This is a genomic window from Pleurocapsa minor HA4230-MV1 (assembly GCA_019359095.1).
In the GTDB taxonomy this organism is placed as follows: Bacteria; Cyanobacteriota; Cyanobacteriia; order Cyanobacteriales; family Xenococcaceae; genus Waterburya; species Waterburya minor.
The window spans coordinates 145,797-170,765 of record JAHHHZ010000036.1 but is presented as its reverse complement, the minus strand read 5'-3'; the positions used below and the strand labels follow the sequence as shown (position 1 = coordinate 170,765).

At 40.2% G+C, this 24,969-nt stretch carries 20 protein-coding genes; 10 read left to right on the top strand and 10 right to left on the bottom strand.

Annotated elements, in window-relative coordinates:
- Nucleotides 1-48 precede the first annotated feature (48 nt).
- Nucleotides 49-642, top strand: coding sequence for a recombination mediator RecR (gene recR / locus KME09_24685; protein MBW4537136.1), 594 nt, complete (start codon nt 49-51; stop codon nt 640-642).
- A gap of 77 nt (nt 643-719) precedes the next feature.
- Here recR and KME09_24680 read toward each other — a convergent pair whose 3' ends face one another.
- The 10 genes from KME09_24680 to KME09_24635 form a co-directional block, all read right to left on the bottom strand.
- Nucleotides 720-2,423 carry a hypothetical protein gene (locus KME09_24680; protein MBW4537135.1) on the bottom strand — a complete coding sequence of 568 codons (1,704 nt, stop codon included), beginning with the start codon at nt 2,421-2,423 and terminating at the stop codon, nt 720-722.
- 32 nt (nt 2,424-2,455) lie between these two features.
- Entirely contained in the window at nt 2,456-3,748 is a 1,293-nt protein-coding gene (locus KME09_24675; protein ID MBW4537134.1) for an NAD(P)/FAD-dependent oxidoreductase, read from the bottom strand.
- 69 nt (nt 3,749-3,817) lie between these two features.
- A complete protein-coding gene (locus KME09_24670; protein ID MBW4537133.1) occupies nt 3,818-4,774 on the bottom strand; it encodes a flippase-like domain-containing protein in 957 nt (318 codons plus the stop codon).
- 42 nt (nt 4,775-4,816) lie between these two features.
- Entirely contained in the window at nt 4,817-5,764 is a 948-nt protein-coding gene (locus KME09_24665) for a class I SAM-dependent methyltransferase (protein ID MBW4537132.1), read from the bottom strand.
- A gap of 44 nt (nt 5,765-5,808) precedes the next feature.
- Nucleotides 5,809-6,822, bottom strand: coding sequence for a glycosyltransferase family 2 protein (locus KME09_24660; GenBank protein ID MBW4537131.1), 1,014 nt, complete (start codon nt 6,820-6,822; stop codon nt 5,809-5,811).
- 1 nt (nt 6,823) lies between these two features.
- Nucleotides 6,824-8,017 carry a glycosyltransferase family 4 protein gene (locus KME09_24655; protein ID MBW4537130.1) on the bottom strand — a complete coding sequence of 398 codons (1,194 nt, stop codon included), beginning with the start codon at nt 8,015-8,017 and terminating at the stop codon, nt 6,824-6,826.
- Between the two features lie 71 nt (nt 8,018-8,088).
- Nucleotides 8,089-9,951, bottom strand: coding sequence for an ABC transporter ATP-binding protein/permease (locus KME09_24650; protein MBW4537129.1), 1,863 nt, complete (start codon nt 9,949-9,951; stop codon nt 8,089-8,091).
- 1 nt (nt 9,952) lies between these two features.
- Nucleotides 9,953-10,852: a sugar transferase gene (locus tag KME09_24645; GenBank protein ID MBW4537128.1), complete on the bottom strand. Its 900-nt coding sequence runs from the start codon at nt 10,850-10,852 to the stop codon at nt 9,953-9,955.
- A gap of 52 nt (nt 10,853-10,904) precedes the next feature.
- Nucleotides 10,905-13,124: a polysaccharide biosynthesis tyrosine autokinase gene (locus KME09_24640; protein MBW4537127.1), complete on the bottom strand. Its 2,220-nt coding sequence runs from the start codon at nt 13,122-13,124 to the stop codon at nt 10,905-10,907.
- Entirely contained in the window at nt 13,121-14,275 is a 1,155-nt protein-coding gene (locus tag KME09_24635) for a glycosyltransferase (protein ID MBW4537126.1), read from the bottom strand. The genes KME09_24640 and KME09_24635 overlap by 4 nt, the downstream gene beginning before the upstream one ends.
- A 595-nt stretch (nt 14,276-14,870) precedes the next feature.
- Between KME09_24635 and KME09_24630 the strand changes: the two genes are divergently transcribed.
- The 9 genes from KME09_24630 (at nt 14,871) to KME09_24590 (ending at nt 24,886) form a co-directional block, all read left to right on the top strand.
- A complete protein-coding gene (locus tag KME09_24630; protein ID MBW4537125.1) occupies nt 14,871-15,698 on the top strand; it encodes a glycosyltransferase family 2 protein in 828 nt (275 codons plus the stop codon).
- 67 nt (nt 15,699-15,765) lie between these two features.
- Entirely contained in the window at nt 15,766-16,437 is a 672-nt protein-coding gene (locus tag KME09_24625) for a class I SAM-dependent methyltransferase (protein MBW4537124.1), read from the top strand.
- A 9-nt stretch (nt 16,438-16,446) separates the two neighbouring features.
- The gene (locus tag KME09_24620; protein MBW4537123.1) at nt 16,447-16,620 is read left to right on the top strand and encodes a hypothetical protein; all 174 of its coding nucleotides are present in this window, start codon (nt 16,447-16,449) and stop codon (nt 16,618-16,620) included.
- A 78-nt stretch (nt 16,621-16,698) separates the two neighbouring features.
- On the top strand, nt 16,699-17,481 hold the full coding sequence (locus KME09_24615; protein ID MBW4537122.1) for a class I SAM-dependent methyltransferase: 783 nt from the start codon (nt 16,699-16,701) through the stop codon (nt 17,479-17,481).
- Between the two features lie 7 nt (nt 17,482-17,488).
- Complete coding sequence (locus KME09_24610) at nt 17,489-18,433, top strand: glycosyltransferase (GenBank protein ID MBW4537121.1); 945 nt, start codon at nt 17,489-17,491, stop codon at nt 18,431-18,433.
- 62 nt (nt 18,434-18,495) lie between these two features.
- Nucleotides 18,496-19,893, top strand: a complete 1,398-nt coding sequence (locus KME09_24605; protein ID MBW4537120.1) for an O-antigen ligase domain-containing protein — start codon at nt 18,496-18,498, stop codon at nt 19,891-19,893.
- A 124-nt stretch (nt 19,894-20,017) separates the two neighbouring features.
- Complete coding sequence (locus KME09_24600) at nt 20,018-21,334, top strand: hypothetical protein (protein MBW4537119.1); 1,317 nt, start codon at nt 20,018-20,020, stop codon at nt 21,332-21,334.
- A 290-nt stretch (nt 21,335-21,624) separates the two neighbouring features.
- On the top strand, nt 21,625-23,769 hold the full coding sequence (gene ppk1 / locus KME09_24595) for a polyphosphate kinase 1 (protein MBW4537118.1): 2,145 nt from the start codon (nt 21,625-21,627) through the stop codon (nt 23,767-23,769).
- Nucleotides 23,770-23,884: 115 nt separating this feature from the next.
- The gene (locus KME09_24590) at nt 23,885-24,886 is read left to right on the top strand and encodes a 2-hydroxyacid dehydrogenase (GenBank protein ID MBW4537117.1); all 1,002 of its coding nucleotides are present in this window, start codon (nt 23,885-23,887) and stop codon (nt 24,884-24,886) included.
- Nucleotides 24,887-24,969: the final 83 nt, after the last annotated feature.

Here is a 24,969-nt window from a genome sequence, read left to right as displayed (position 1 = left end):
TGATATAATACATTTTCTTAGACATCAAGATAATTATCGGAGTTCGCCATTTATACGCCTCCTTTAGCTCGTTTAATTGAGCAGCTACAGCTTTTACCAGGAGTCGGGCCGAAAACCGCCCAAAGACTGGCTTTACACCTCATCAAACGTCCTGAAAAAGAAGTTCGAGCATTAGCTCAGGCTCTAGTTACTGCTAAACAGCAGGTTGGCTTATGCAAGGTTTGTTTTCATCTTTCTGCTGAACCGATTTGTGCAATTTGTAGTAATCAAAATCGCGATCGCACTACCATTTGTGTCGTCGCTGACTCTCGTGACACTATTGCCTTGGAAAAAACCCGAGAATATCGTGGTTTATATCATGTCTTGGGTGGCGTAATTTCTCCCATGGACGGGATTGGCCCTGAACAGCTTAATATTGAAGCTTTAGTACGTCGCTTAACTAAAGAGCAAATTAAAGAGGTGATTTTGGCGATTAGCCCTAGTGTTGAAGGGGAAACCACGACGCTGTATATCAATGGTTTAGTTAGACCTTTCACTAAAGTGACTAGAATTGCTTTTGGCTTGCCCATGGGCGGGGATTTAGAATATGCTGATGAAGTTACCCTCGCTAGGGCTTTAGAAGGTAGACGGGAATTGGATTGATTGATTACTGATTACTAATTACTAATTATTGATTACTGGTTACCAAATCTTTTTTCGACTGCAAAAGATTTAACGATTTACTTTAATGTCCTAGTCCATAACGTCCAAAATTTAGATTCATTTTGTTTTTGGAAATTTTGCTGCAAATAGTCTCCATATATTTCTTGCATATACTTAGAAGCACTACTACCTTCATCACTTTGCTTGGGGATAATTACTAAATTAACGTCTCGAAAAACTTTTTCCGCTTCAGGAAAAGATTCTTGGCTGAATGTATGGTGATAATGCCACCATAGAGCATCACCTGTGGGTGGAGGCAACTCTAAAGCAAAGGAGAAAGGATTGGCAAAATCCAGTGCCAAAACTCGACTATCTTTTGATTTGTATGGACTGATTAAATCCAATCCATCATTAATCATGATTGGATAGTCAGCGGACTTTTCTACTACTAATAAGTCGGACATCGTTTTTGAATGTAATTGCTGAGACTGAGCCAGAGTAGTAAGTTTTAATTTGTTTGACAGTACAGCAGAAGTAATACTGCCGAGATCTTGGAGTAGAATTACAGCACAAAATAAAGTTACGATCGCAATTGTCAAGAAGTATTTTAAGCCTGAGAAGCTATTGACTGAATAATTATGAAGTTGAAATTCACGCCGAAGCTGTTCTAACAAAATGAGTCCTGCTACAAAAAAGAGCGGAATATCTGTAGCTTGAGAGTTAGTACCACAAATTAATATTCCCGATAATGCGACAAACGTGGCGATGATTTGCGGTCTAGTTTTATGCCAAAAATCAGATAATTCAGGAGTGTTTTTATTTTGATTTAAAGAATTAATAACTATTAACGTGAATATCAAATAAAGCCAATAAAAGTTATCAAATAATACTCCTTTTAAATTATGCAGCTTTTGAATTTTGTCTTGACTTTGGGCAGCAAAAGAAATATTGGCAAGATAAGCTAATAAATTGACATCAAACAAAATATATATGCCAATAAACACACTGAATACACTACTAAGAAAACCTAAAACCCATGCTTTTGAAAAGGGAAAGAAAATGAGATGAAGCAAGATGGCAAATATGGCGATCGCAAAGTAATTAACCTTACAATAAAAAATTAAAGTAAATAAAATACCACTTGATAACCCACCGAGAAATTGGCTTTTAGTTGAAGCTTTTTCGGGAGTGCGGTGCGTAATAAATATTTCCAAGCAAAGCATCGATAAAAAGACAAATGCCTGCCGATTGTAGAGCATAGCATAGCTAACCTCGCTCATGGGGCTGCCTAATGGTCTGGGGGTGACTAGCAGCAACGCCATAAATAGAGCGAACAAAAAGGCATTGAGGACAGATAAGCGATCGCGAGCAATTAACCATGCCCAAGGGGTGAAAATAACCAACAGCAGCACATTACCATAGGCGATCGAGGAAGCTGAGGGGGAACTAATTTTCATGCCAAAAGCGATCGGCAAACTAGTAAATATACCTAGAGGAGAATAGTAATCCAGATGGGGAGTTTGACCATTAATAATTCTCCAACCACTCTCAAGTAAGATACTGATATCCGTCGGTAAAGCATTAATAGGCGGTATGCCAATATTAATTAAAATAATTGAGAGGCTAGCAACAATGCCGATTAATAACAGAAAAAATAATTGATAGCTTCGACTAGAATCCCCACTAAAGATTTTAATAATTATCTCTAGTAAAGATCTTTCTAGAGTTGGTTTTAAATTAGCTAATGGTTGGAATAAACTTTTATTTATATTAGATTTCATTTGAATAATTACTGATTACTAATATCTATTTGTTAATTACTTTTTAGAACAGCATCTACATTTAAAGCCACCTTAATACTATTATTTACACTTCTTTCATCAGGATATACATGAGCCATATTGGCAACATAAAGATTGGGAATTGGTGTTTTATAATTGGGAATTTTTTGAGAAAAGTTTTGGTCACAAACTGTAGCAGCCGTCTTAGTGCGAAAAACTTTTATTTCCTTAATTCCTTTACTGTCTAAATCGGGAAAGATTGAGGTTAATTGGTCTTTAAAAAGAGTGGCAATTTCCTCATCGCTTTTGTGGAGTATTGCTTCATTCCAGGTGGCATAACGAGATAAATAAGTAAGGTGTAATCCTTGATACTCTGCTGGTGGTAGAAAGTTAGTTTGTTCAATTACGCCACCAAATTCAAAACCAGGATCGCCAATATTAAGCCAATAAATATTACTTAACGGCTTTTGCGAGATAACTACCACGCAAATCGCTCCAAAATATTCAATTTGTTCTAATTGCTGGCGATAATTAGCAAAATCTTCGGGAATTAGTTTGGCTAAATAGATTGTGGGGATCGTTACTAAGGTTTTGTCCGCCTTAAACTCGCCTAAAGTAGTATTGACCCCGATTACTTGCTGATTGTTTAACAGAAGTTCGGTAACTGGCGCATTTTTAACAATTTTTACGTCCAACTCTTTAAGACGAAACTCCAAAACATCGACTAATCTTTGCAAACTACCTTTGAGATAGCCCAATTTTTCTTTACCACCAGAACGAGATTTCAATCTTTGAGTCATGCGTCCGATCATCCAAGAAAGGGGGATTTGATCGGCATATTCGCCAAATTTAATTTTTAACATTGGCTGCCAAATTGAGTCAGTTGCTCTTTTACCAGCCCACTTATAGAACCAGTCTAAAGCTGAAATATTTTCATATTTTTGCCAGTTACGTTGACGGGATAAAAAGATGCTGGTTAGTCCAAAACGGAGTTTATCAATAATGCTCAATTCGGGAAACAAGAGTAAATCCTTGGTAGTAGCAAAAGGATGAATTTTTCTGTAGCGATACATCCCCATGTTGGTTTCGACAAAATGAACATCCTGAGCAAGATGCATTTCTTCTAGTAGCCAATTAATTTCGCGATCGTGGGTAAAAAAATGATGGTAAAAGTATTCTAGCCTAGTCCCCCCCACCTCAAAAGTAGATAAAAGTCCTCCCAGCTTGTCAGAAGCCTCGATTAAAGTTACCTGTTCTCCTCGCTTGGCAGCAATATAGGCTGCTGCTAAACCCGTTGCCCCACCACCGACAATCAATAGACTCATGGTTAGATTAATACTCCATCTTAATTTATTTGATTTATTTAGTGCGATCGCCAGAATTTTAAACTCAATTTACTTAACTTCACTGCTCAATTTGCCTAATGAAGAAAACCCAAAGTAGGGAATATAGCCTAAGCCCCAGATAGTAATCGGAAAGTAGAGACAAGCATGAATAACTATCACGCAAGCTAAAGCTTCTTCTCTAGGAATTTGCCAGGCACTCAAGGCTAAGATACCGAAATAGTGAAAAGCACCTAAATATCCTGGCGCACTAGGAATTAAAATACCTAAGTTAATTAGTCCCATTACAAACAAAGCTGCCGTAGTGGGGACTTGTAGTTCAAAGGCTTGAATCGCGATGTAGTAAGTAACGCCCTCAACTAACCAAACAGTGAGACTTAAGCCCAAAATAGTGATCGGCAAAAATGGACTACTCCAGACTAAGGTTAGTCCGCCACCAAACTGTTTTAGGATGTTACGCAACTTTGACGAAGACAGCCGCTCAATTTTTTTCTCCCATCGAGAGCGAGTCAGTGCCAAAAGTAAGACTATAGTTAGGGCGCTACCAAACAGGCTTAATCCTAAAACTCCTAGGGATGAAGCCCAAGGGGGTATATTACTTCCTCTAATGCCCAAATATAAGAGACAAGTCAGCACTAGCCCATCAAAAACCCGTTCTACAAAGATGCTGGCTAAAGCTAGAGAACGACTAATCTGGCATTTTTGACCAATAGCTTGGGCGCGGACGATTTCACCCAGGCGGGCTGGTAAAACGTTGTTGGCAGCATAGCCTAAAACCACTGCTCCTAAAGAATCTTGGATAGGGATGCCCCGAGGAAGCAGAAATTGCCACCGCCAGGATCTCAGGACAAATCCTGAACAAGTTGTGACGATCATCATCAGCGGAAATATCCAAGGTACTCTGACTAAGGCTTCTTTGACTGAGAACCAATTAACATCTCGCAGGACAAGACCTAAAAATAAAAAACTGATGATCCAGCCTAGTAAAACAAGTTGATTTCGCTTCAAAGCTAAAGCTCTCCCTATGAAAAAAATGAAAAAAAAATATGTTTATTTTTTGCCGATTACTACAAATTGATTAGAAGAGGGAATTCCTAATTTAATAGTTAGGGAATCTAGGAGAGTAAAAAAGCTGACCACGAAAAAATTTCTAAAGCAGATAAATTCAGCCCAAGATTTAATTGAACCAGTACTTTTTTTGATACTGTTAAGACCGATAAAATTGCGTAAGCTGAGAATCCACGGGCCTGGAGATGGCAAAGAACCCTGTTGAATGACTTTGTATCCCGTCTGATTTGCTAGGGATGCTAGAGATTTTTGGGTAAATAAATTGAGATGTCGAGGAATGTGCCAATGTCCCCAATATCTTTGCTTAAATAGGCGGTAATCCAGTCCACCGACGTTGGGAGTTTCAATCAGCAATATACCTTCTGGTGATAGTTTTTGGTGCAAAGCTTGTAAGGCTAATTTGGGATCTCGCAGGTGTTCTATTACCTGGTTCATAATGATAAAATCACACTCTCCATCTGGTAAGGCACTCAAATCACTTTCTAAATTGCCTTCGACCAGAACAACTCCTTTCTCTTGGGCAGCAGTGATGGTGGATGATTCGTGCTGCAAATCCAAGCCAATCAGTTTGACCTGATTACCAAGAACATCAGCAAGTTTAAGCAGCCGATGGGCGTTACCACAGCCAATATCAACCACAGAATGGATCGAACGATCTTTGATAAACTTGAGGGTTCGCTTTACACCCATTGAGGTTTGAGTTTCCAGAATAAAACCCTTAATATAATTAGGTGATTGAGGATTTATGGTGTAATAAGTGGATGGATAAAGGGCAGGAATTTCCTCAATCGTTGGCATCGGGTGAATATATACATGCTTGCATCCAGAGCATTCGACTATTTTAAAAGTGTCTGGCTTGGTATGATATTCATAATCTGTTCCTTGAGCGATCGCCTGACTCGCTTGAGTTCCACACATAATACAACTCATATTTAAACTCCTGTCTGGTAATAAGTGTCAAAAAAACTGCTAATTTAACGTTTTAAGTCTCCTGGCAATAGAGTAGCGGCGCTATAAGATCCTTCATGGACTTTAAAACCTTCTTGTTCTTTGACTATATAAAGAGGTCGCTGCTTCACTTCATCGAAGATTCGCCCGAGATATTCCCCAAATAAGCCCATAGTCAACAGTTGCACTCCACCAATAAATAGCACTGCTAAGACCAAGGAAGTAAAACCAGGAACATCTTGAGGGGAATAACCAAAGACTTTAAAATCTAAAATTCGATGTAGCACCACAAAGATAATGCCGATAAAGGAGAGCAAGCAGACTAGCAGACCGAAAGTGCCACTAATTTGCAAAGGTCGGTAAGAAAAGTTGATGATGCCATCAAAAGCCAGCCGTAAAAGTTTTTGGAAAGTATATTTAACTTCTCCAGCTAAACGCATGTGTCGCTCATAGGGAATACCAATTTGCCGATAACCAACCCAAGAGCGTAAGCCTCTTACAAAACGATTGCGTTCAGGCAGAGCATTGAGCCAATCCACCACCGATCGATCCATGACACAAAAATCGCCTGAATCCAAGGGAATATCGATGGAAGAACACCAAGCTAGGATGCGGTAAAAAACGTGATAGGCAGAACGTTTGAAGATATTTTCTTTACGCTTAGTCCGAATGCCATAAATTACTTGATAACCTTGCTCCCACTTGTGGAGGAAGCGGTAAAGTTCTTCTGGCGGATCTTGCAAATCGGCATCCATCACTGCAATGACATTGCCTTTGGTGTAGCGAAGACCAGCACTAACAGCGGTTTGATGACCAAAGTTACGGGAGAAACTAATATATTTGAATCGAGCATCTTGCTGATGAAGTTGTCGCAACAGACCAAGAGTTTTATCGCTGCTGCCATCATCCACCAGGATCACTTCAAAAGCTAAATCCCAACTGGGTGCTGCACTAACCAGACGTTCATAAAGCTGGAGAATATTTTCCTCTTCATTAAAAACTGGGATGACGATTGAGAGCAGAGATTCAAAAGGCTCAATGTTATTCAACTGATGGCTGAGATGGGCAATCACAGTTTAAGTCTCCTTTACTAACTTTTTCTTGGTGTCGATCTAAAGCTTTCTCATAGAGAGCGAGTTGTTGTTGGGCAACGGCTGTCCAACTGTATTTTTGAGCGGTATCATAGGCCTGGCGACGCAGTTGTTCTAAATAGGGGCGATCGCTAATTAACCGTTCTAAAGCTTGCTCGATCGCCTGACGATCGCGAGGGGGAATTAAAATTCCGTCCTGTCCATCCGTGACAATTTCTTTGGGACCATCGATCGCCGTAGTTATGGGGGCTAGACCACAAGCCATGGCTTCGATCAGGACAATACCGAATCCTTCTGCCAGAGAGGGAAAAAGCTTAATTTGGTGTCCTTGAAGTAAAGTAGGTAATTGGTCATGGTGATAATGAGGCATGACGTGGACGCGATCGCGCAGCTCTGGTTTAAAGTCGGCATAAACCTGCTCGGCTGGACAACCAGTTCCCAACATACTCACCGTAATCTGGGGATAACGCTCCAGGATGGTATTGAGGGCGGGAATGCTATAGTCAATGCCTTTGCGGGGAAGATAAGTTGCCACCAGGGCGATCGCTATGGGTGTAGAGTCTAATAATGGCTCAAAGGGAAGATTGATAAAAGTTTCGGGAATACCATAGGGAACGACATGGGACTGTTCTGGTTTGATGCCCAATTGTTCGGTGGCATATTCCAAGTCATGATGGTTGCGTTGAAAAACTAAATCGGCATAGCGCATCGAAGTAGCGACTTCCCACAGGCGATAGCCACCATGATATAGAGGATATTTCCAACTCAGACGCAATTTTCCTTGTTTAGCTGACTCTAGCTGCTCTAGATGGACGATATGTTCTAAACCATGACTGCGCGTGACCAATAGGGGGAGTTTGGCACGAGACTTGCGACGCATTTTTGCCCAAATCCAGGCATTACCCGTGGAAGCATCAATTATCTCCACTGCTTGCCGACGGCAAAGATTAGCTATATGCACCGCGACAAACCAGGCAAATACTAAGGACTTGACCTTGGCATGAATCCAACTAGGCAGATTATCAAAGGAGTAGTATTCTACCTGGTGTCCTAGATTTTGGTACTCTTGACCCAGTTTAAGAGTGCTGCCAGGCGCTCCTGTATTGGGATCTAGATTGTGGTGAATGGTAAGTAAAATTTTCATTAACTACGACTTTGTTCAGTAGTTTGGATTAAATAAATTGATTAAATAGCTTAAACAGACTTGAATTTGCTTTAATTTGTCTTAATTGAAGGCGAACCATACTGCATTTGATGGTATTGCCATAACTTGCCGCGCTGCTCTAACAAATCTTGGTATTTTCCTTGCTCAACAATGCGTCCTCCATCAAGTACCACTACTTTATCGGCATTAACGATGGTAGATAATCGATGGGCAATGACAATGACAGTGCGACCTAAAGAAAGTCTGGCTAAAGACTCTTGAATTAAGCGTTCCGTTACAGAATCCAAAGCACTGGTAGCTTCATCAAGAATCAAAATTTCTGGTTGGCGCAATAAAGCCCGCGCGATCGCCAATCTCTGTCTTTGACCTCCCGATAAACGAACTCCGCGATCGCCTAACAAGGTGTCCATTTTTTCGGGCATTTCCTCAATAAATTCCATCGCATTGGCTAATTTAGCTACTGACCAAATTTTCTCTTCATCTATATTTCCTAGACCATAGGCAATGTTGTATCTGACGCTATTGTTAAAAATAAATGTATCTTGGCTAACTACAGCCATTTTCTGACGTAGGGAATTAATCTTTAAATCGCGCAGATCGATGCCATCCACTAGAATTTGCCCTCTGGTGGGGTCGTATAATCGGGGAATTAAGTCCACCAAAGTGGTTTTTCCTGCCCCAGAAGCGCCGACTAACGCGGTAGTTTTGCCCTTGGCGATCGCTAAAGTGATGTTGCGTAAAATTAACTCTTGGGGATTGTAGCCAAAATCAACCGAAACTAAGTCTATGCCTTGGTTTAAGTGCGTAAATTCAATTACGCCATCGGTTAAATAAGTTTTATCTTGGGTGGCTAAAAGTTGTTTGATATTATCAATAGAACCTTGGAAACGGCTTAACTCCTGCCTGGCTGAGTTTAATTGCGGTACTAGGGGCATCATCCGAAATAACACGAACATAAAAGTTAAAAGCGAAGCAGCGCGGAATTTGCCATCCACAATAAATAAATTAAACGCCACCAACACCATGACGATCAAAATCGTACTAGCTGCCCCTTCGGCTAAAGGTTTGATCGAGCAACCAATTTTTGCCACTCGATCTTGCGCCTTCATTACCTCCTGACTGGCTACCTTAAATCTACCCCGCTCAAAGTTTTGCGTTGCCGAGGCTGTAACCGTCCGAATCCCATTGATAAATTCGATCGCCACGGAAGCTAGATGACCATTAGTTGTGGGTACGGCAAAACTAGCCTCTCGTACCATCCCAATCAGTCTAGATAAACCAACTGATAGAAGGCTATAAAGCATCACCGAAGCCAGAGAAAGTTGCCAGGAGATCCAAAACATGGAAATTACATAGGCGAGCAAGGTAGACCCCCGCGTAATCAGACCAGAAAAGATGCTAAAAGCTTGCTGTAGTTGGTTGATCTCAGTCGTCAGACTATTGATTAATTCCCCTGAACGACTATTAGAGTAATAGCTTAGATTCAAACTCTGCAATTGCTCAAACAAACTGGCGCGAATGCGATCGCACAAACGAGATTGAGTCAGTTGAGCATAAAAGTCTCCCAGATAACTAAAAGCAGAACGCAGCCAAATAGCCACCAGAATTAAAGCCGATATTCGATAAACTCTTGCCGTCGCCGATGCTTTAGTGGCTAAAAACCAGACATCTAACCATTCAATCCCTGTGCGAATTGCTGGCTCATTGGGGTTGGTTAGTCCCTGGAGAAAAGAGGCGATCAAGCCTACCGTCCCCCCTTCAAACAAAGCAGCCAGCACAGTACAGATAATCGCGATGGTGGCGATCGCGCGAAAGTGCTTAAATTCGCGTAAAATTAGGGAATTATCCTGCCAAAACCGCGTTGTTTTCATTAATTTACTCATCTTCAGCGGAACTTTAAGGGGAATTTGTATCTTAATAAGCATCAGAACCAGAAATAATTTTCGGTACAGTTAGGAGGAGGATTTTTAAATCCAGAATTAAAGACCAGCTATGCAAATACTCCAAATCGCATTTACTGACCGCATGTAGATCCAACAAGCGAGAACGATTTTTCACTTGCCAAGCTCCAGTAATTCCAGGCAGAGCATTTAACCTCTTGACATCAGAGCGATCCAGACGCAAAGCATCATACAAAGCCCAGGGACGAGGCCCAACTAAACTCATTTCTCCTCGGAGAACATTAAATAGCTGAGGTAACTCATCCAGACTATATTTGCGCAGCCATTTACCCAGAGGAGTAATGCGCGGATCGACTAATAATTTGTGTAGACCTTTTTGGTTGCCCATCAATTGATGATGTTGAGCTTCGGCATCCACCTTCATCGTCCGAAATTTATAGATCTTAAATAATTTCCCCCTCTCTCCCACTCGCCACTGAGCAAAGAAAATTGGCCCTGGAGCAAAAATTTTAATTAGTAAAGCGATCGCCAGCATTAAGGGACTAACGATTACGAGTAAAGTTAAAGCTGCTAGGCAATCGAAAAGTCTTTTGACCTGCCAGTAGATACTCTGACGACAATTAGGTAACTCCCGATGAGAAAGGATGCGCAGAAAAATAGGCTTATTGACTTGGTAGCAAGTATCTGCCCAAAGTTTAATTCCTTGTTCTCCTATAGCGCGATCGACACAAATTCGTTTGACCCAAGAATTACGTAAACAATTTTCCAACCATTGCTGTCTAGTAAGAGCAGGAAAATTATGTTCGGCATCAGGAGAAATCTTTTTTACCCAAAGATTTTTTTGTCGCCATTTTAAATCGCAGACTGGTAAATAGCTTTTAGCTTTAGACGAATCTATGGCTAAGGTAAGTATTTTAGACGTTTGGAGTAAGATGTTAGTCATAATTGTCTTGCCAAGTAGGTAATTAAACTAGGGGTGGTAAGGAATATTGGGGCTGTTTGTTGTATTCTTGAGCTATTTCTTTAGAACCATTAGCCACTATGCCTAAAACATTTAATTTGCTAATTAAAGCGGTAGCGTCTAACAGTTGAGCCGATTTGACCTTATCTAAGCGCATCATCATTACCGCGCTATCACAGTTAGCGGCAATAGTAATCGCATCGGCCATGCCAATTACTGGAGGAGTATCGACTAAAATTAGGTCATAGTGTTGCTTGTATTGGTCAATCAGGATTTGTAATCTCGAAGAACTTAGTAACTTAACTGGATCTGTTGGTCTAGAGCCAGCAGGAATTAGGTCAATGGTTTCTCCTAACAAAGAAACCTGTTCAATCACAAGATGATTGGTTTCCCCTGCCAAAAAATTGGCTAAACCACAGTCATTATTCAAATTAAAAGGCGCATGGAGACTAGCAGAACGAAGATCGGCATCAATTACCAACACTCTTTGCTGATGACGAGCTGCACTTAAAGCTAAACCCAAGACAAAAGTAGATTTACCTTCTCCAGAGATGGCGCTGGTTACCGCCAAAGATTTAATCGGTGGACTGGTACGGGTTAATCTAAAGTTTTCGTAAATTAAATCTATCGCCTCGCGAAACGGATTCCACTGAATTATTTCCTTAATGGTGTTAGTCGGGTGAGGGGTAGATAGAAAAGAAACTTGTGCGAAAAGACGTTCAGAATAAGATAGATGCAATCCAGGGGTAGTCCCTAAAATAGGTAAAGCAGTTTGACGTTTAATTTCCAGAGGATTGGTAATTCGTTCATCAACCGCACTTTTAAAGAATACCGACAATCCCCCCAGAAAAGAAGCAACTATAAAACTCAAAAACAGATCCTTTGGTAAACTAGGGGCAATTTTCTCGCCCAACAGTGGTGGTTCGATAACCTGCCAATTAAAACCACCGCGATTTAATTCAATTTCTAGCTCTTGCTTAGCTTTTAATAGTCTTTGTATGGCATCTCTTTTGACTTGCGCTTCTTGAGCAAGATTTCTATAGCCAGCAATCAATTCAGGAAAATTGACTAACTGTTGCTTTAGTGTGGCTTGAGTCCTTGCTAAGCTGATGTCTCGTTCATGGATGCCTTGTAACTTAACTTGTATTTCCGTAATTTTCTGGGAATTATTGCTGCCCAAAAATTGTCCTTGTTTTTGCACAGATGCGATTACCAAGTCAGAATTACTAGCTCTTTTACCTAAAATCCGCTGGGTTTGCTGGATGATCAAATCTCGTTGGACATCCCGTTCATCCTTAAGACTTTGAATTAGAGGATTATTATTGGTATATTTTTTGGACTCATTAGCCAGGCGAATTTCAGTTTCTTGTAATCTTTTTTGTAAATCTTGATAACGGCGGGATTGATTTAAACTAGATAGAACGCGAGTATCTTCTGCTGATAATCCCAATTGCTTTTGTAAGCTATTGTAGTCGCCGATAAATTCACGCTGTTGGGCTTTCAAGGCGGCTCTTTGTTTAGCAACATCCCGAATATTTTCTTCCAAAGCGATCGCTTCTGATTCTGGAGAAACTAAACTATGCTTTTTGCTTAATTGGGTTAAAGCTGCTTCTGCTTCAACCAGATCATTCCGTGCGTGGGGAATTTGATTGTTGATAAAAGTTAATCCATCTTGAAGGCGCTTTTCTTGTTGTTCGAGATTGTAATTGAGATAAACTTCTTGGATTGCTTGTAAAACTCGCTTGGTTTCTTGAGGATCGCCACCAGTATAGATAGTTTGGATAATATTAGTTTCAGTTCCACTCTCCGATGTTGATTCTTCTTCCACAAGTCGATATACGGTTAGGGATTCTCGCAATTCTTGTATAATTTCGGGAACTGTATGCTCCGAATCTTTTAGCCCCAACTTTTTAATTGCTCTTTTTAAGATTTCCGAACTCTTTAATACTTTTAAGTGAGTAGCATAATCGATCTCCACAGTCGCATCAGCAAATTCACTTTCGACATCACTTTGGAGTTCTTTTGCTTGATAGTTGGATTCTACTAATACTTGCATCGTACTTTGATAAACAGGCTTTTTAATCAAAATTAGAGGAATAGCAAGAGCCAATACACCGCCAAAAACCCCAGCAAACAAGAAACGTTCCTGCCAAAGCTTGGCAAATAGCTGTCCATAACCTAAGTCACTTTCTGTTTCTAAGTCTCTGATATTCTGACGACTCATTGTTTAGCTCCTGCTGCAACTGTGTCAGCCAAACACTCGAAATTAATGTTTAAATCATCTACAGTAGACTGACCACAAAACTCTTCAATAACTTTGATTATTTGTTCAAAAAATACTGACTCAGAAAAATTATTGACTGCATGTTCGCGAATTTTGGCATAATTCCACTCTTGGCTTTCTACTTGTTTGATTGCTGCTTGCAAAGCATCAGGAGACTGGGGATTAAACAGCACCCCAGTTTCCTCAGAAATTTGAGTATCTAAAACTCCTCCCGCGCCATAGGCAATAACAGGAGTACCGCTGGCATTGGCTTCTATCGGCACTAAACCATAATCTTCAAGCGCAATGACAACTAAAGCCTTGGCTTTGGCCATTAGATGAGTACGCCACTCGTCATCTACATAACCCAAAAACTTGATATTGTCTGAAGACTTCGCTTCCAAACGTTTACGCTCTGGGCCATCTCCAATAATAATCAGCGGTAATCCTAACCAGTTAAACGTTTCGATCGCAATATCTAATCTTTTATAACTAATTATGCGCGATGAGATTAAGTAATAATCTTCTTTTTCGGCCGAAAAAATAAACTTATTGGTATTAATCGGATAATTTATTACCAAAGATTTTCTGTTGTATATCTGTTTGATTCTTTTGGCGACAGTACTAGAGTTGGCGATATATAAGTCTGGTTCTTGAGCATACCGTAAGTCTTGTTCGCGTAAGGATTTAATTACGGGATTAATTAAGGAAGAAAGTCGCTTAAAACTACTATATTCTTCTAGATAAGTTTTCGTATCCCAGAGAAAACGAGTCACATTATGACAGAAACAAATGTGCATTGCTCCAGGTCTTTTTCTTACTCCTTTGGCAAAGCTGGAAGTGCTGCTAATGATCAGATCGTAGTCTTGTAGATCGAGTTGACGAAAAGCTAAGTAATATACAGGCGCTAAAAGACGAAAATTCTTTTTGGCTCCTGGTAGTTTTTGGAGAAAAGTTGTTTTAACAGAGTGTCCTTGAAGATCGATCGTGTTCTCAGGATCGTAAACAGATGAGAAGACATCCGCCTGAGTAAAAAATTGACATAATAATTCAAAAACTCTTTCTGCTCCACCGAGTTGCGTTAAATAATCATGTACTAAAGCTATTTTCATTATTTTACTTTTTTGATTTTTGACTAGATTTGACTGAATTTAGTCCTTTTTTTCTCAGTAAATAAAACACAATCAAAATAATTAGCGAGAAGTTAATGTGCGATGAGCAGTGGTCATATACTACAACGCTTGTTTTCCTCAAAAACAAACTAATTTTCTTGAGCAATCAATGTTTCCCTTGGTAGGCAACTAATCCAGAATTGACTCTCAGTGTAGATTAAATAGACTAATTAGAAACCCTTGTTTAGTAAGCCAAAAGTAATATAAAAAGTAAGCTGGCGAAAAATGATTAATTAATGATTAAGAAGAAGTATTGGCTTTTAAGCTAATTCCTGGAGACAATGACTGACAAGCTGTTTGTGCGATAAAGCTAAACTATTTTTAGTGTAATTTGAAGGGTTTTGACAGTTTTTTCTAGCTAGACAATTAAAACAGTTAGCTTTTAACTTTAAAGCTGTGTAATTTTAAATTCTGTTCGTAAGATGACACTTGTTTTTAATATCTCACTTAATAGTTACTTTTTTCTCACCACCAAACCCTACAAAAGTAATTCATAATATCTGCAAAATTATAAAAAACCATCACAGAGTTATTTATGATAGCCCTTTCAGTAATTATATTGACCAAGAATGAGGAACAGTTCATCAAGCGATGTATTCAAAGTGTTCTTTGGGCTGATGAGGTACTCATATTAGATTCAGGTAGTACTGACCAGACTAAAAAAATCGCTGCCTCTTTAGGGGCTATTGTCTATGAGCAGGAATGGCTAGGGTATGCAATCCAACGAAATAAGGCTCTATCCTTGGCTATTCATGATTGGGTATTTTTCCTGGATGCCGATGAAATTGTCACATCTGAGTTAGAAATCTCGATTAGAAAGGTTTTAAATAGCCCGATGGATGAACGTGATGGTTATTCGTTAGATCGACGAGGAGATTTCTTAGGTATTTTACTGCCTAATATTTCCCGTCCTAGTAAAAGAAGTAATTTTGTCCGCTTGTTTAATAGATGTTCTAGTTACTATGATCCCACCATGAAAGTCCATGAGGAAGTTAAATTTCCAGGCAAGGCCATTCCTCTAGAAGGTGTTTTGATTCATTGGGGTGGCAATATGATGAATGAATATATAGCAGCCCTTAATCGCTACTCTATTCTGGAAGCGGAAACACTTCATGAACAAGGTTATCGCGTTAATGGTTTAATCGTTTTTCTGCGACCTATTCTGAGGTTTCTCTGGATTTATATTGCCAGATATAATTTCCTGCTGGGTACCAGGGGACTGATCCACGCCATGCTAGGGGCAACCCGTGAATATGTTCGCTATGCCAAGCTTTGGGAGATGCAGAATATCACTTCAGTAATTCATCCTGCCAAAAAGATCTATTCCTTCTCACCGACAGAAGAAACAGCTAGTCAAAATTAATTATCAGCTTTAGGGCATATATCTAAGCGTTGATAAATCTACTTACATCAAATTGAGGTAACTATAAATGAACGTAATTGAATGGATAATTCGGGGCGAAGAAGACAAAAAAACTAGGTTTCATGATGCTAGAGGTAATCTGGTAGATTTTACTGGCTTGACAACATCTATGCCCAAAGCTTTGATTGGCACTTTGTTACGCAAAACTGTAGGTTATCGACCACTTAAACCTTGGATTGCTTATCGAGCGATTAATGAACTAGAAAATTTAATTCAACCAGACTGGAAAATTTTAGAATTTGGTTCTGGAATGTCTACTGTGTGGTTAGCTCAACAATGTGAGCATGTTTATAGTATCGAACACAATCGAGCTTGGTACGAGAAAGTCTGCGAAATTATCAAGCAAAAAAATGTGAATAATATTACCTACGAATATCGAGAACGTAGTAACTACACCGATTTATCAGCTTTAGCAGATGATTATTTCGATTTTGTTTTAATTGATGGTTTACAAAGAAGTGATTGTGTTAAATCCTCTTTATCCAAACTAAAACATCCAGGTTTTGTTTACTTAGATAATTGTGATAAACATTTTGTGGAAGACGGCATTATGAAACCTGGGGAACAACTGCTATTAGATATCGCCCAAGAAAGAAAAGGAAGAGTTAAATATTTTACTGATTTTGCTCCTTGTCAATTAGTAACCAATCAAGGACTTTTGATCGAATTAAGTAGGTAGGCAAAATAATTGATCAAACCCCTACCCTTAGAGCTATTTGTTACTCGTCCTAAAGGACTTGTCTCGCATAGTTTCCGTCGCGTTTTGGGTAGGAAGATTCCCACCCAAAAGCCGACGGGGAGATACCGCTCCGCATATTACTCGTTACTCGTTACTCGTTACTCGTTACTTGTTACTCCCTAACCTCATTTCCAATTTAATTACACCCACCTACTTGTAAACTCTGCCATACAAATCAAATAATCAACAGGACATGCCATTATGAGCCAAATGTTAGATTACTATCGCGGTTCGGACTCTTATGCAGAGGTACTCCGAAATCAACCAACAGCGATGTTTACGCCCTATGTCAATCTGTTTAAGAGATTTGTCAAGATCGACGATCCCGTCATAGATGTGGGTTGTGGAGTGGGGACAAGTACCCTCTTACTCAGGCAAGCAGGATTTGCTGCTCAAGGAAGTGACGTTTCCGAGAAATTTTTGTCTACTAACGATGAATCAGACATATTTTGTATTGCCGACTTCCAAAATGCTCAGAATATCCCCAGCGATCATTATGCTGCGGTGGGTTCAATGAATGCGATCGAACATGTGCAGTTTCCCCAGAAGTTTCTCCAGGAAATGGTTCGAGTCGTAAAACCAGGAGGGCATATTATTCTGATGGCTCCCAATTTAACCTCTCCGTTGGTAGCGATGCGGATAACTTTAGATCTGCTCAGAAATCGTACTCCCTATATGGGGATAACTAGCTGGCGCGAGGCGATCGCTTTAGTCTTTGTCAATATATGGCGTTGTCTTAAAGCTGAGTTAGGCGTAAATGCCTTCCAAGCTCGTGAAATAGATTTAGCAACAGTCATGGTTGGCAATGATGCCGATGCAGTTTACTGGACAAATGCATCTGAAATTCGTCGTTTCTTGAAAGCTGAAGGTTGTGAAATCTGTCTGTTTCAAAAGCAAGGAACTTCTCTGGTAGCCAAGATAGTTGCTTATCTGTTACCTGGATTCGCAGGCAAATTATGTATTGTTGCTAGGAAAAAGATTTAGTATTACTATGTCGATCACCGTTCTCATTCCTACTTATCGTCGTTCCCAAGATTTAGCCAGATGTTTAGCAGCATTGCAAAAGCAAACTCGATTAGCAGACGAAGTTTTAGTAGTAGTAAGAGATACTGATACTGAAACTTGGGAATTTCTAGACAGTTTCAACTCTGAAGTATTACCACTACGCAAAGTTGTAGTCAATGTTCCAGGGGTCGTGCTGGCGATGAATGCAGGACTTGATGTAGCACGAGGCGATATCATTGCCATAACTGATGATGATGCTGCACCTCACCATGATTGGTTAGAACGGATTGAGGCTCACTTTATCGCCGACGAACAAGTAGGAGGGGTAGGGGGTCGAGACTGGCTTTATCTAGGCACAGAACTACAAGATGCTACTTCCCATCCTGGTGCTTCTGATGTTGTAGGACGACTTCGGTGGTTTGGCAACTTAATTGGTAATCATCATCTAGGAGAGGGAGAACCCCGCGAGGTGGACGTGCTTAAGGGAGTCAATTGTAGTTATCGACGCATTCTCCTCAAAAAAATCCGTTTTGATGAACGATTACGAGGCTCAGGCGCTCAAGTGCATTGGGAACTATCTTTAGGTCTCCAGTGTAAGGAGGCAGGTTGGAAGCTAATCTACGATCCAGCAGTAGCAGTCGATCACTATCTAGGAAAGCGTTTTGACGAGGATCAAAGAGTATTTAAGTTTAATGCCACAGCTCTGGCAAATGCCATCCATAATCAAACATTCATCTTGCTAGAACATCTAAATTTCCTGCAAAGATTTATCTATGTATTGTGGTCGATCCTGGTAGGTACGCGACAAGCTTTTGGTTTAATCCAGTGGTGGCGATTTTTACCCAGTCAGGGCAAAGTGGCTACCCAGAAATGGCGTGCTTCTCTTGATGGACATTGGTTGGGTTGGCAGAGTTGGCAAAATAAAAGTTAAATGCGATCGCCGAATCGCAAAATCAAACTATTTAGTGCATCAGGAGATTAAGAACAAAAATAATGGTTCCCAAGCAGATATCTTTAACTACTCCTTCTGTTAAAAAAGGTTTTTCGATTAGGTTGCAACCTGCGTCTGCTTGGATGGCAATCTTAGGATTGTTACTGCTTTCAACTCTGTTGATTGTAGCTGGTGCGGGCAAGATTCTCAATTTAGCTTTTCCTGGAGGAGCTTTTATAATAGGCGTCTTCCTCTATTTTCGCTATCCTATTCTTTACATCGGGTTTAGCTGGTGGATGTGGTTTCTGACTCCCCTGGTTCGTCGTCTTGCCGATTATCGCGGTAGTTTTACAGATCCTAGTCCTATCTTGCTCGCTCCTTATCTAGTGCTGTTGATCACGCTCGTTACTCTGGGGAAACATTTGCCCAAGATCAATCGTCAAGGTGGACTTCCTTTTATTCTAAGTTTTATCGGTCTTGCTTACGCTTATCTTGTTGGCCTAATTCAAAGCTCACCGATACCAGTGACTATAGCTCTATTGGAGTGGCTAGTTCCAGTTCTATTTGGCTTCCACTTATTTGCCAATTGGCGCAACTACCCAAGTTATCGTCAAAATCTTGAACGCATTTTTACTTGGGGTGTTTTAGTCATGGGAATTTATGGAATAATCCAATATTTAGTCGCGCCTGATTGGGACGGGGTATGGTTGACAAATACCAATATGATTAGTGCTGGATCTGCTGAACCTTTGCAGATTCGCGTCTGGAGTACAATGCATTCCCCTGGAGTCTTTGCCGTTTTTATGATGGTAGGTTTACTAATGCTACTAAATCAACAAGGAGCTTTTGCTCGGGCTATTTCTGTCATTGGCTATTTAGCATTTTTACTCACCCTAGTGCGCGGTGCTTGGATCATGTGGTTTGTGGGATTACTAACTCATCTAAGCTTTATTAAGTCCAAGCTGCGGATTCGGATAGCTATTATTCTGATGGTGCTTATATTAGGTGTAATTCCCTTAACTACCATAGACCCATTTGCTGAGAGAATCACCCCTCGCCTGGAAACTCTATTTAATCTTGAGGCTGACCAAAGTTCTAACGACAGAAAAGCTTTGTATAGTCAAGAAATAGACAAGGCTTTGATGAATGTTATGGGGAATGGAATGGAAAAGCAGGAAATTCTCGATAGTGGCGTTCTGGATATACTTTTATCTTTAGGCTGGTTTGGAGGTAGTTTTTATCTAGGGGGAATACTTCTACTTATTATGAGGCTGTTTCAAGATGCGATGTTTAATCTGAATCCATTTGTGAGTATCTGCCGTGCCATTAGTTTTTGTTCCCTGGTCGGTTTAATCTTTGGTCGTCAACAAATTGGAGCGCCTGGTATTATTCTTTGGGGTTTTTTAGGACTGGGTATAGCTGCTTGTAAATACAATCTCTATGAAGAAGGTAATGGGTAATAGGTAATGGGTAATGGGTAATGGGTAATGGGTAATGGGTAATGGGTAATGGGTAATGGGTAATGGGTAATTAAACTGCTTACCACCAAGTTATTTTTGAGAATCGGATTTAGTATCAGTCGTGATGAATATATTATTTAAACACTGGAAACGTTATTACAGGTATTATGTATTGAGTTTGTTTTGCCCTGTCATAATTGCTTGTAGTCTACTTATTTCTCCATCCGTCAATGCAACCTCAGAAAAAGCTCGCACTGCCTACTCTTTTGTTGACTCGATTGGAATCAATACTCATTTATATTATAACGATACTAATTACTATCAAAAGTACCAAGAAATTGTTAAACCCAAATTATTAGAATTGGGAGTCCATCACATTCGAGATGGTGGAGTTCGCAATCTTAATGGTTACCTTGATCGCCTTCGAGAATTAAAAAGCAATGGCATTAGTACCACTCTGATTTTTGATCCCCGTGGTGGCACTCCACAACAAGGACTTGCTCTGGTTAAAGAACTTGGCGATGTGGTTGAGGCAGTAGAAGGCCCAAATGAGTACGATCTCAGCGGTGACAGTAACTGGGTGCAAACTTTACGTCAATATACGGAGCAACTTTACCAATTGATGAAAAGCGATGCTCAAACTAGTGCTTTACCTGTTTTAGGGCCATCTTTGACTTCAGAAGAAGCATATATTGCCGTAGGGAATATGAGCAATTTTGTGGACTATGGTGTTTTACACAACTATTTTTCTGGTCATTATCCTGGAACTGCGGGCTGGGGCGCAAATGGATACGGCAGTATTCCCTATGGGATCGGCCTTTCTCATAAATATGCACCAGGAAAACCTGTTATGACGACAGAGACTGGCTATCACAATGCCATCAATACACAAGAAGGACACCTGGCAGTCCCCGAAAACATTGCACAAAAGTATATTCCGCGAATGTTTTTAGAGCAATTTAAGCAGGGAATTAAGCAAACTTTTGGCTATGAGCTGATGGATCTTCATTACAATCCCAAACGGGATATTAGCGGTTTGGAGTTTGGTTTGTTACGTAATAATGGTGAAGTCAAGCCCAGTTTTGTCAGTCTTAAGGCTTTGATTCAGCTCTTACAAGATCCAGGTGGCAGCAAATTTACGACTGGTACTTTAAATTACAGTTTAAGCGGTAACACTAGCAATCTACATCACCTTCTGCTACAAAAAAGCGACGGCAAGTTTTATTTAGTTTTATGGCAAGAAACATCAGGATTTGACCTCAACACCAAGAAAGCAATTGAAGTGCCTAATCAGAAGGTACAACTGGTTTTAGCACAAACATTTGCCCAAGCAAAAATATACACTTTGGAGGATTATACTAAACCGAAAAAACAATTGATGAATCCAACACAAATTCCTCTAGATGTGCCAGATCAACCTCTAATCATTGAGTTTTCCTAAGATTTTTGGCTTTCATATTTAGATAAGCTTGTACGCATTTAAATTGTGTATTATGACCTTGGAAAATAAACTATCTCCCCATCTCCCAATCTCCCTACATAGTTGTAATTACTAACTCTTCTGTGGGTAACGTCAGTTCTTAATCAATCCTTAGAGAGCATTTATTACCATATTTACAACCATAGGCAGATGAAATGGCTACATCCATTGAAGATAAGATTCTAAGAACCAGGTTTATTGCCTAAAATATCTAAAGCTCTCTGCATATTAATTCGGTAATCCCGCAAACAATGACTAGTACCAAATCCGTCAATAGTGCCATCAATCTCAACGATCCTCAATACTATTTCAATCGAGAATTGAGTTGGCTAGAATTTAATCGACGAGTTTTAGCTGAAGCACTAGATGAAAGAACGCCGTTACTAGAACGTCTTAAATTTCTGTCGATTTTTAGCTCGAACCTAGATGAATTTTTCATGGTCAGAATTGCTGCTTTAAAAAAACAGGTGGCAGCGGGAGTGAGTAAACTATCAATGGATGGTCGTACAGCCCAACAGCAGCTAGAGGCGATCACCAAAGTTTTGACACCGATGTTTCAAGAGCAACATCGGCATTTTGAAAAAGTACTGAAAAAATCCTTGGTTAAATCAGGGATTCATTTGTTAAATTATGTCGATCTCAATCAAGAACAACGATCCTATATCAATAGTTATTTTGAGGACTATATTTTTCCTGTTTTAACTCCTCTGGCTGTAGATCCCTCTCATCCTTTTCCCTATATCTCTAATCTCAGCTTGAATCTGGCAGTGATTTTAAAAGATCCTCAAATCGAGCATGAATTATTTGCCAGAGTGAAAGTTCCTAAAGTACTACCTCGCTTCATTGCTTTGCCAGAAGAATTAAGACAAAAATATCGAGGTAATGCTGGAGTTTGGACAGGAGTGCCGATAGAACAGATTGTGACTCATAATTTAGAGTATTTATTCCCTGGAATGAATATCTTGGAGTCCTATGCTTTTCGACTAACTCGTAATGCCGATCTTTCCGTCGAAGAAGATGAGGCAGATGATTTATTACTGGCAATTGAAAAAGAGCTACAAAAAAGACGCATTGGGGGTTCGTCGGTACGGTTAGAAGTAGAAGCCTCGATTCCTGCTGAATTGCGCTCGATGATTATGCAAGAACTTAGTTTAGAAGAAAACGATGTTTATGACGTTGATGGCTTACTCAGCTTGGGCGATTTAATCTCTTTCTTATCTCTACCTCTTCGCGATCTTAAAGACGAACCCTGGAACTCGGTACTACCTGGTCGCTTGAGTCGGTTACAGCAAGAAGAAGATGAATCTACAGGCGACGGAGAGAACTTTTTTAGCGTGATTCGTAATGGAGATCTGCTAGTACATCATCCCTATCATTCATTTAGCAACACTGTGCTGCGGTTTGTCACCGAAGCTGCCTACGATCCTAATGTCCTAGCGATCAAAATAACTCTCTATCGTACCTCGGGAGATTCACCTATTGTCAAAGCTTTGATTGCCGCAGCCCAGAATGATAAGCAGGTAGTGGCATTAGTAGAGCTTAAGGCTCGTTTTGATGAAGAAAATAATATTCTTTGGGCGAAAAAACTAGAGAACTCTGGGGTTCATGTTGTTTATGGTGTTGCAGGACTGAAAACCCACACTAAAATTACTTTAGTAGTTCGGCAAGAAAAAGAAAAAATTCACCGTTATGTTCATATTGGTACAGGCAACTATAATCCTAAAACGGCAAAGCTCTACACGGATTTGAGTCTATTTAGCTGTCGAGAGGACTTGGGCGCAGATTTAACGGATTTATTTAATTTTTTAACTGGCTATTCGCGACAGAAATCCTATCGTAAGCTGCTGGTTGCTCCAGTTAATCTACGAGAGCGCATGATCGAGATGATCGATCGCGAGGCGGAGAATTGCCGTCAGGGTAAAACAGGACGGATTGTCGCCAAAATGAACTCCCTAGTCGATCAGCCAGTAATTCAGGCGCTGTATGAAGCTTCTCAGGCTGGAGTTGAAATTGATTTAATTATTCGCGGAATTTGCTGTCTGCGCCCAGGATTGCCCAAAATTAGTGATAATATTCGCGTAATTAGTATTATTGGACGTTTCTTAGAACATTCGCGCATTTTCTACTTTCATAACAACGGTGAAGAAGAAATTTATATTGGTAGCGCCGACTGGATGACCCGTAATTTGAGTCGTCGCGTCGAAGCGGTTACGCCGATCGAAAGTCCCGAAATTTTTCGCGATCTCCAGGAAATTTTGGGGGTCATGTTGGCGGATAATCGTAAGGCGTGGGAATTACAATCAGATGGAAGTTATATTCAAAGAAAACCGCATAAAGGAGAAGATGCCCATAGTACTCACGATATCTTTATGGAAATGGCGAAACAATCTACATGAATGGCTGCTAATTAACTGATGTTACGCACTAATCAATCTGCTAAGAGTAGGTAGTAGGTAGTATGTAGTATGTAGTGGGTTAATTTTCTTTAGCTGTTAATTTTTGGGTAAATGAATGAAAGTTGCGGTATTTAGTGCTAAACCTTACGATCGCCAATTTTTGGCTCAAGTTAATCAAAAATATGGTCATGAACTCAAGTTTTTAGATGCTGGTTTAGATGCGCAGACGGCAAGTTTAGCCTCTGGGTTTGAGGCTGTATGTGTTTTTGTCAACGATCGCCTGGATCGTCAGACAATTGAAATCTTGAGTAACCAAGAGGTTAAATTAATTGCCCTGAGATGTGCGGGGTATAACAACGTCGATCTTAATGCTGCTGAAGAATTTGGACTTGCCGTCGTCCGAGTACCAGCCTATTCTCCTTATGCCGTAGCCGAACATGCGATCGCCTTAATTTTAACTCTCAATCGCAAAATACATCGGGCTTATTATCGTGTCCGTGAAGGTAACTTTGCCCTAAATGGACTACTGGGTTTCGATTTGCATGGTCGTACGGTGGGCATTATTGGTACGGGAAAAATTGGTCGTCTCACAGGTCAAATTCTGCATGGTTTTGGCTGTCGGATACTGGCTTATGATTTGTCTCCCCATCAGGAGTTTGCCGAGCAATTTGGGGAATATATGAGCTTAGAGGATTTGCTTGCTCAATCAGATATTATTAGTCTGCATTGTCCCCTTACGGACGATACCCACCATTTAATCGACACCACAGCAATTAGCCTGATGAAGCCAGAAGTGATGTTAATTAATACTAGTCGTGGGGGGTTGATCGATACAAAAGCGGTAATTCGAGGTTTAAAATCCCAACAAATTGGTTATTTAGGACTAGACGTTTACGAACACGAGGGGAAACTGTTTTTTGAAGATTTATCTGGCGAAATTATCCAAGATGATGACTTTGAACGGTTGCTTACTTTTCCCAACGTAATTATTACAGGACACCAGGCTTTCTTTACGGTAGAGGCTTTGAATAGTATTGCCGAAACCACTTTGTCTAATATTACGGCGATCGCCTTAAACCAACCCTGTGACAATTTCGTTAAATTACCTGATGCTTGAATAAATGCCCGATCGACATTATTAGCTATTACTTATTACTATCTGATATTACGCATCTGCTAATTTACTCTATAGTTTTGACG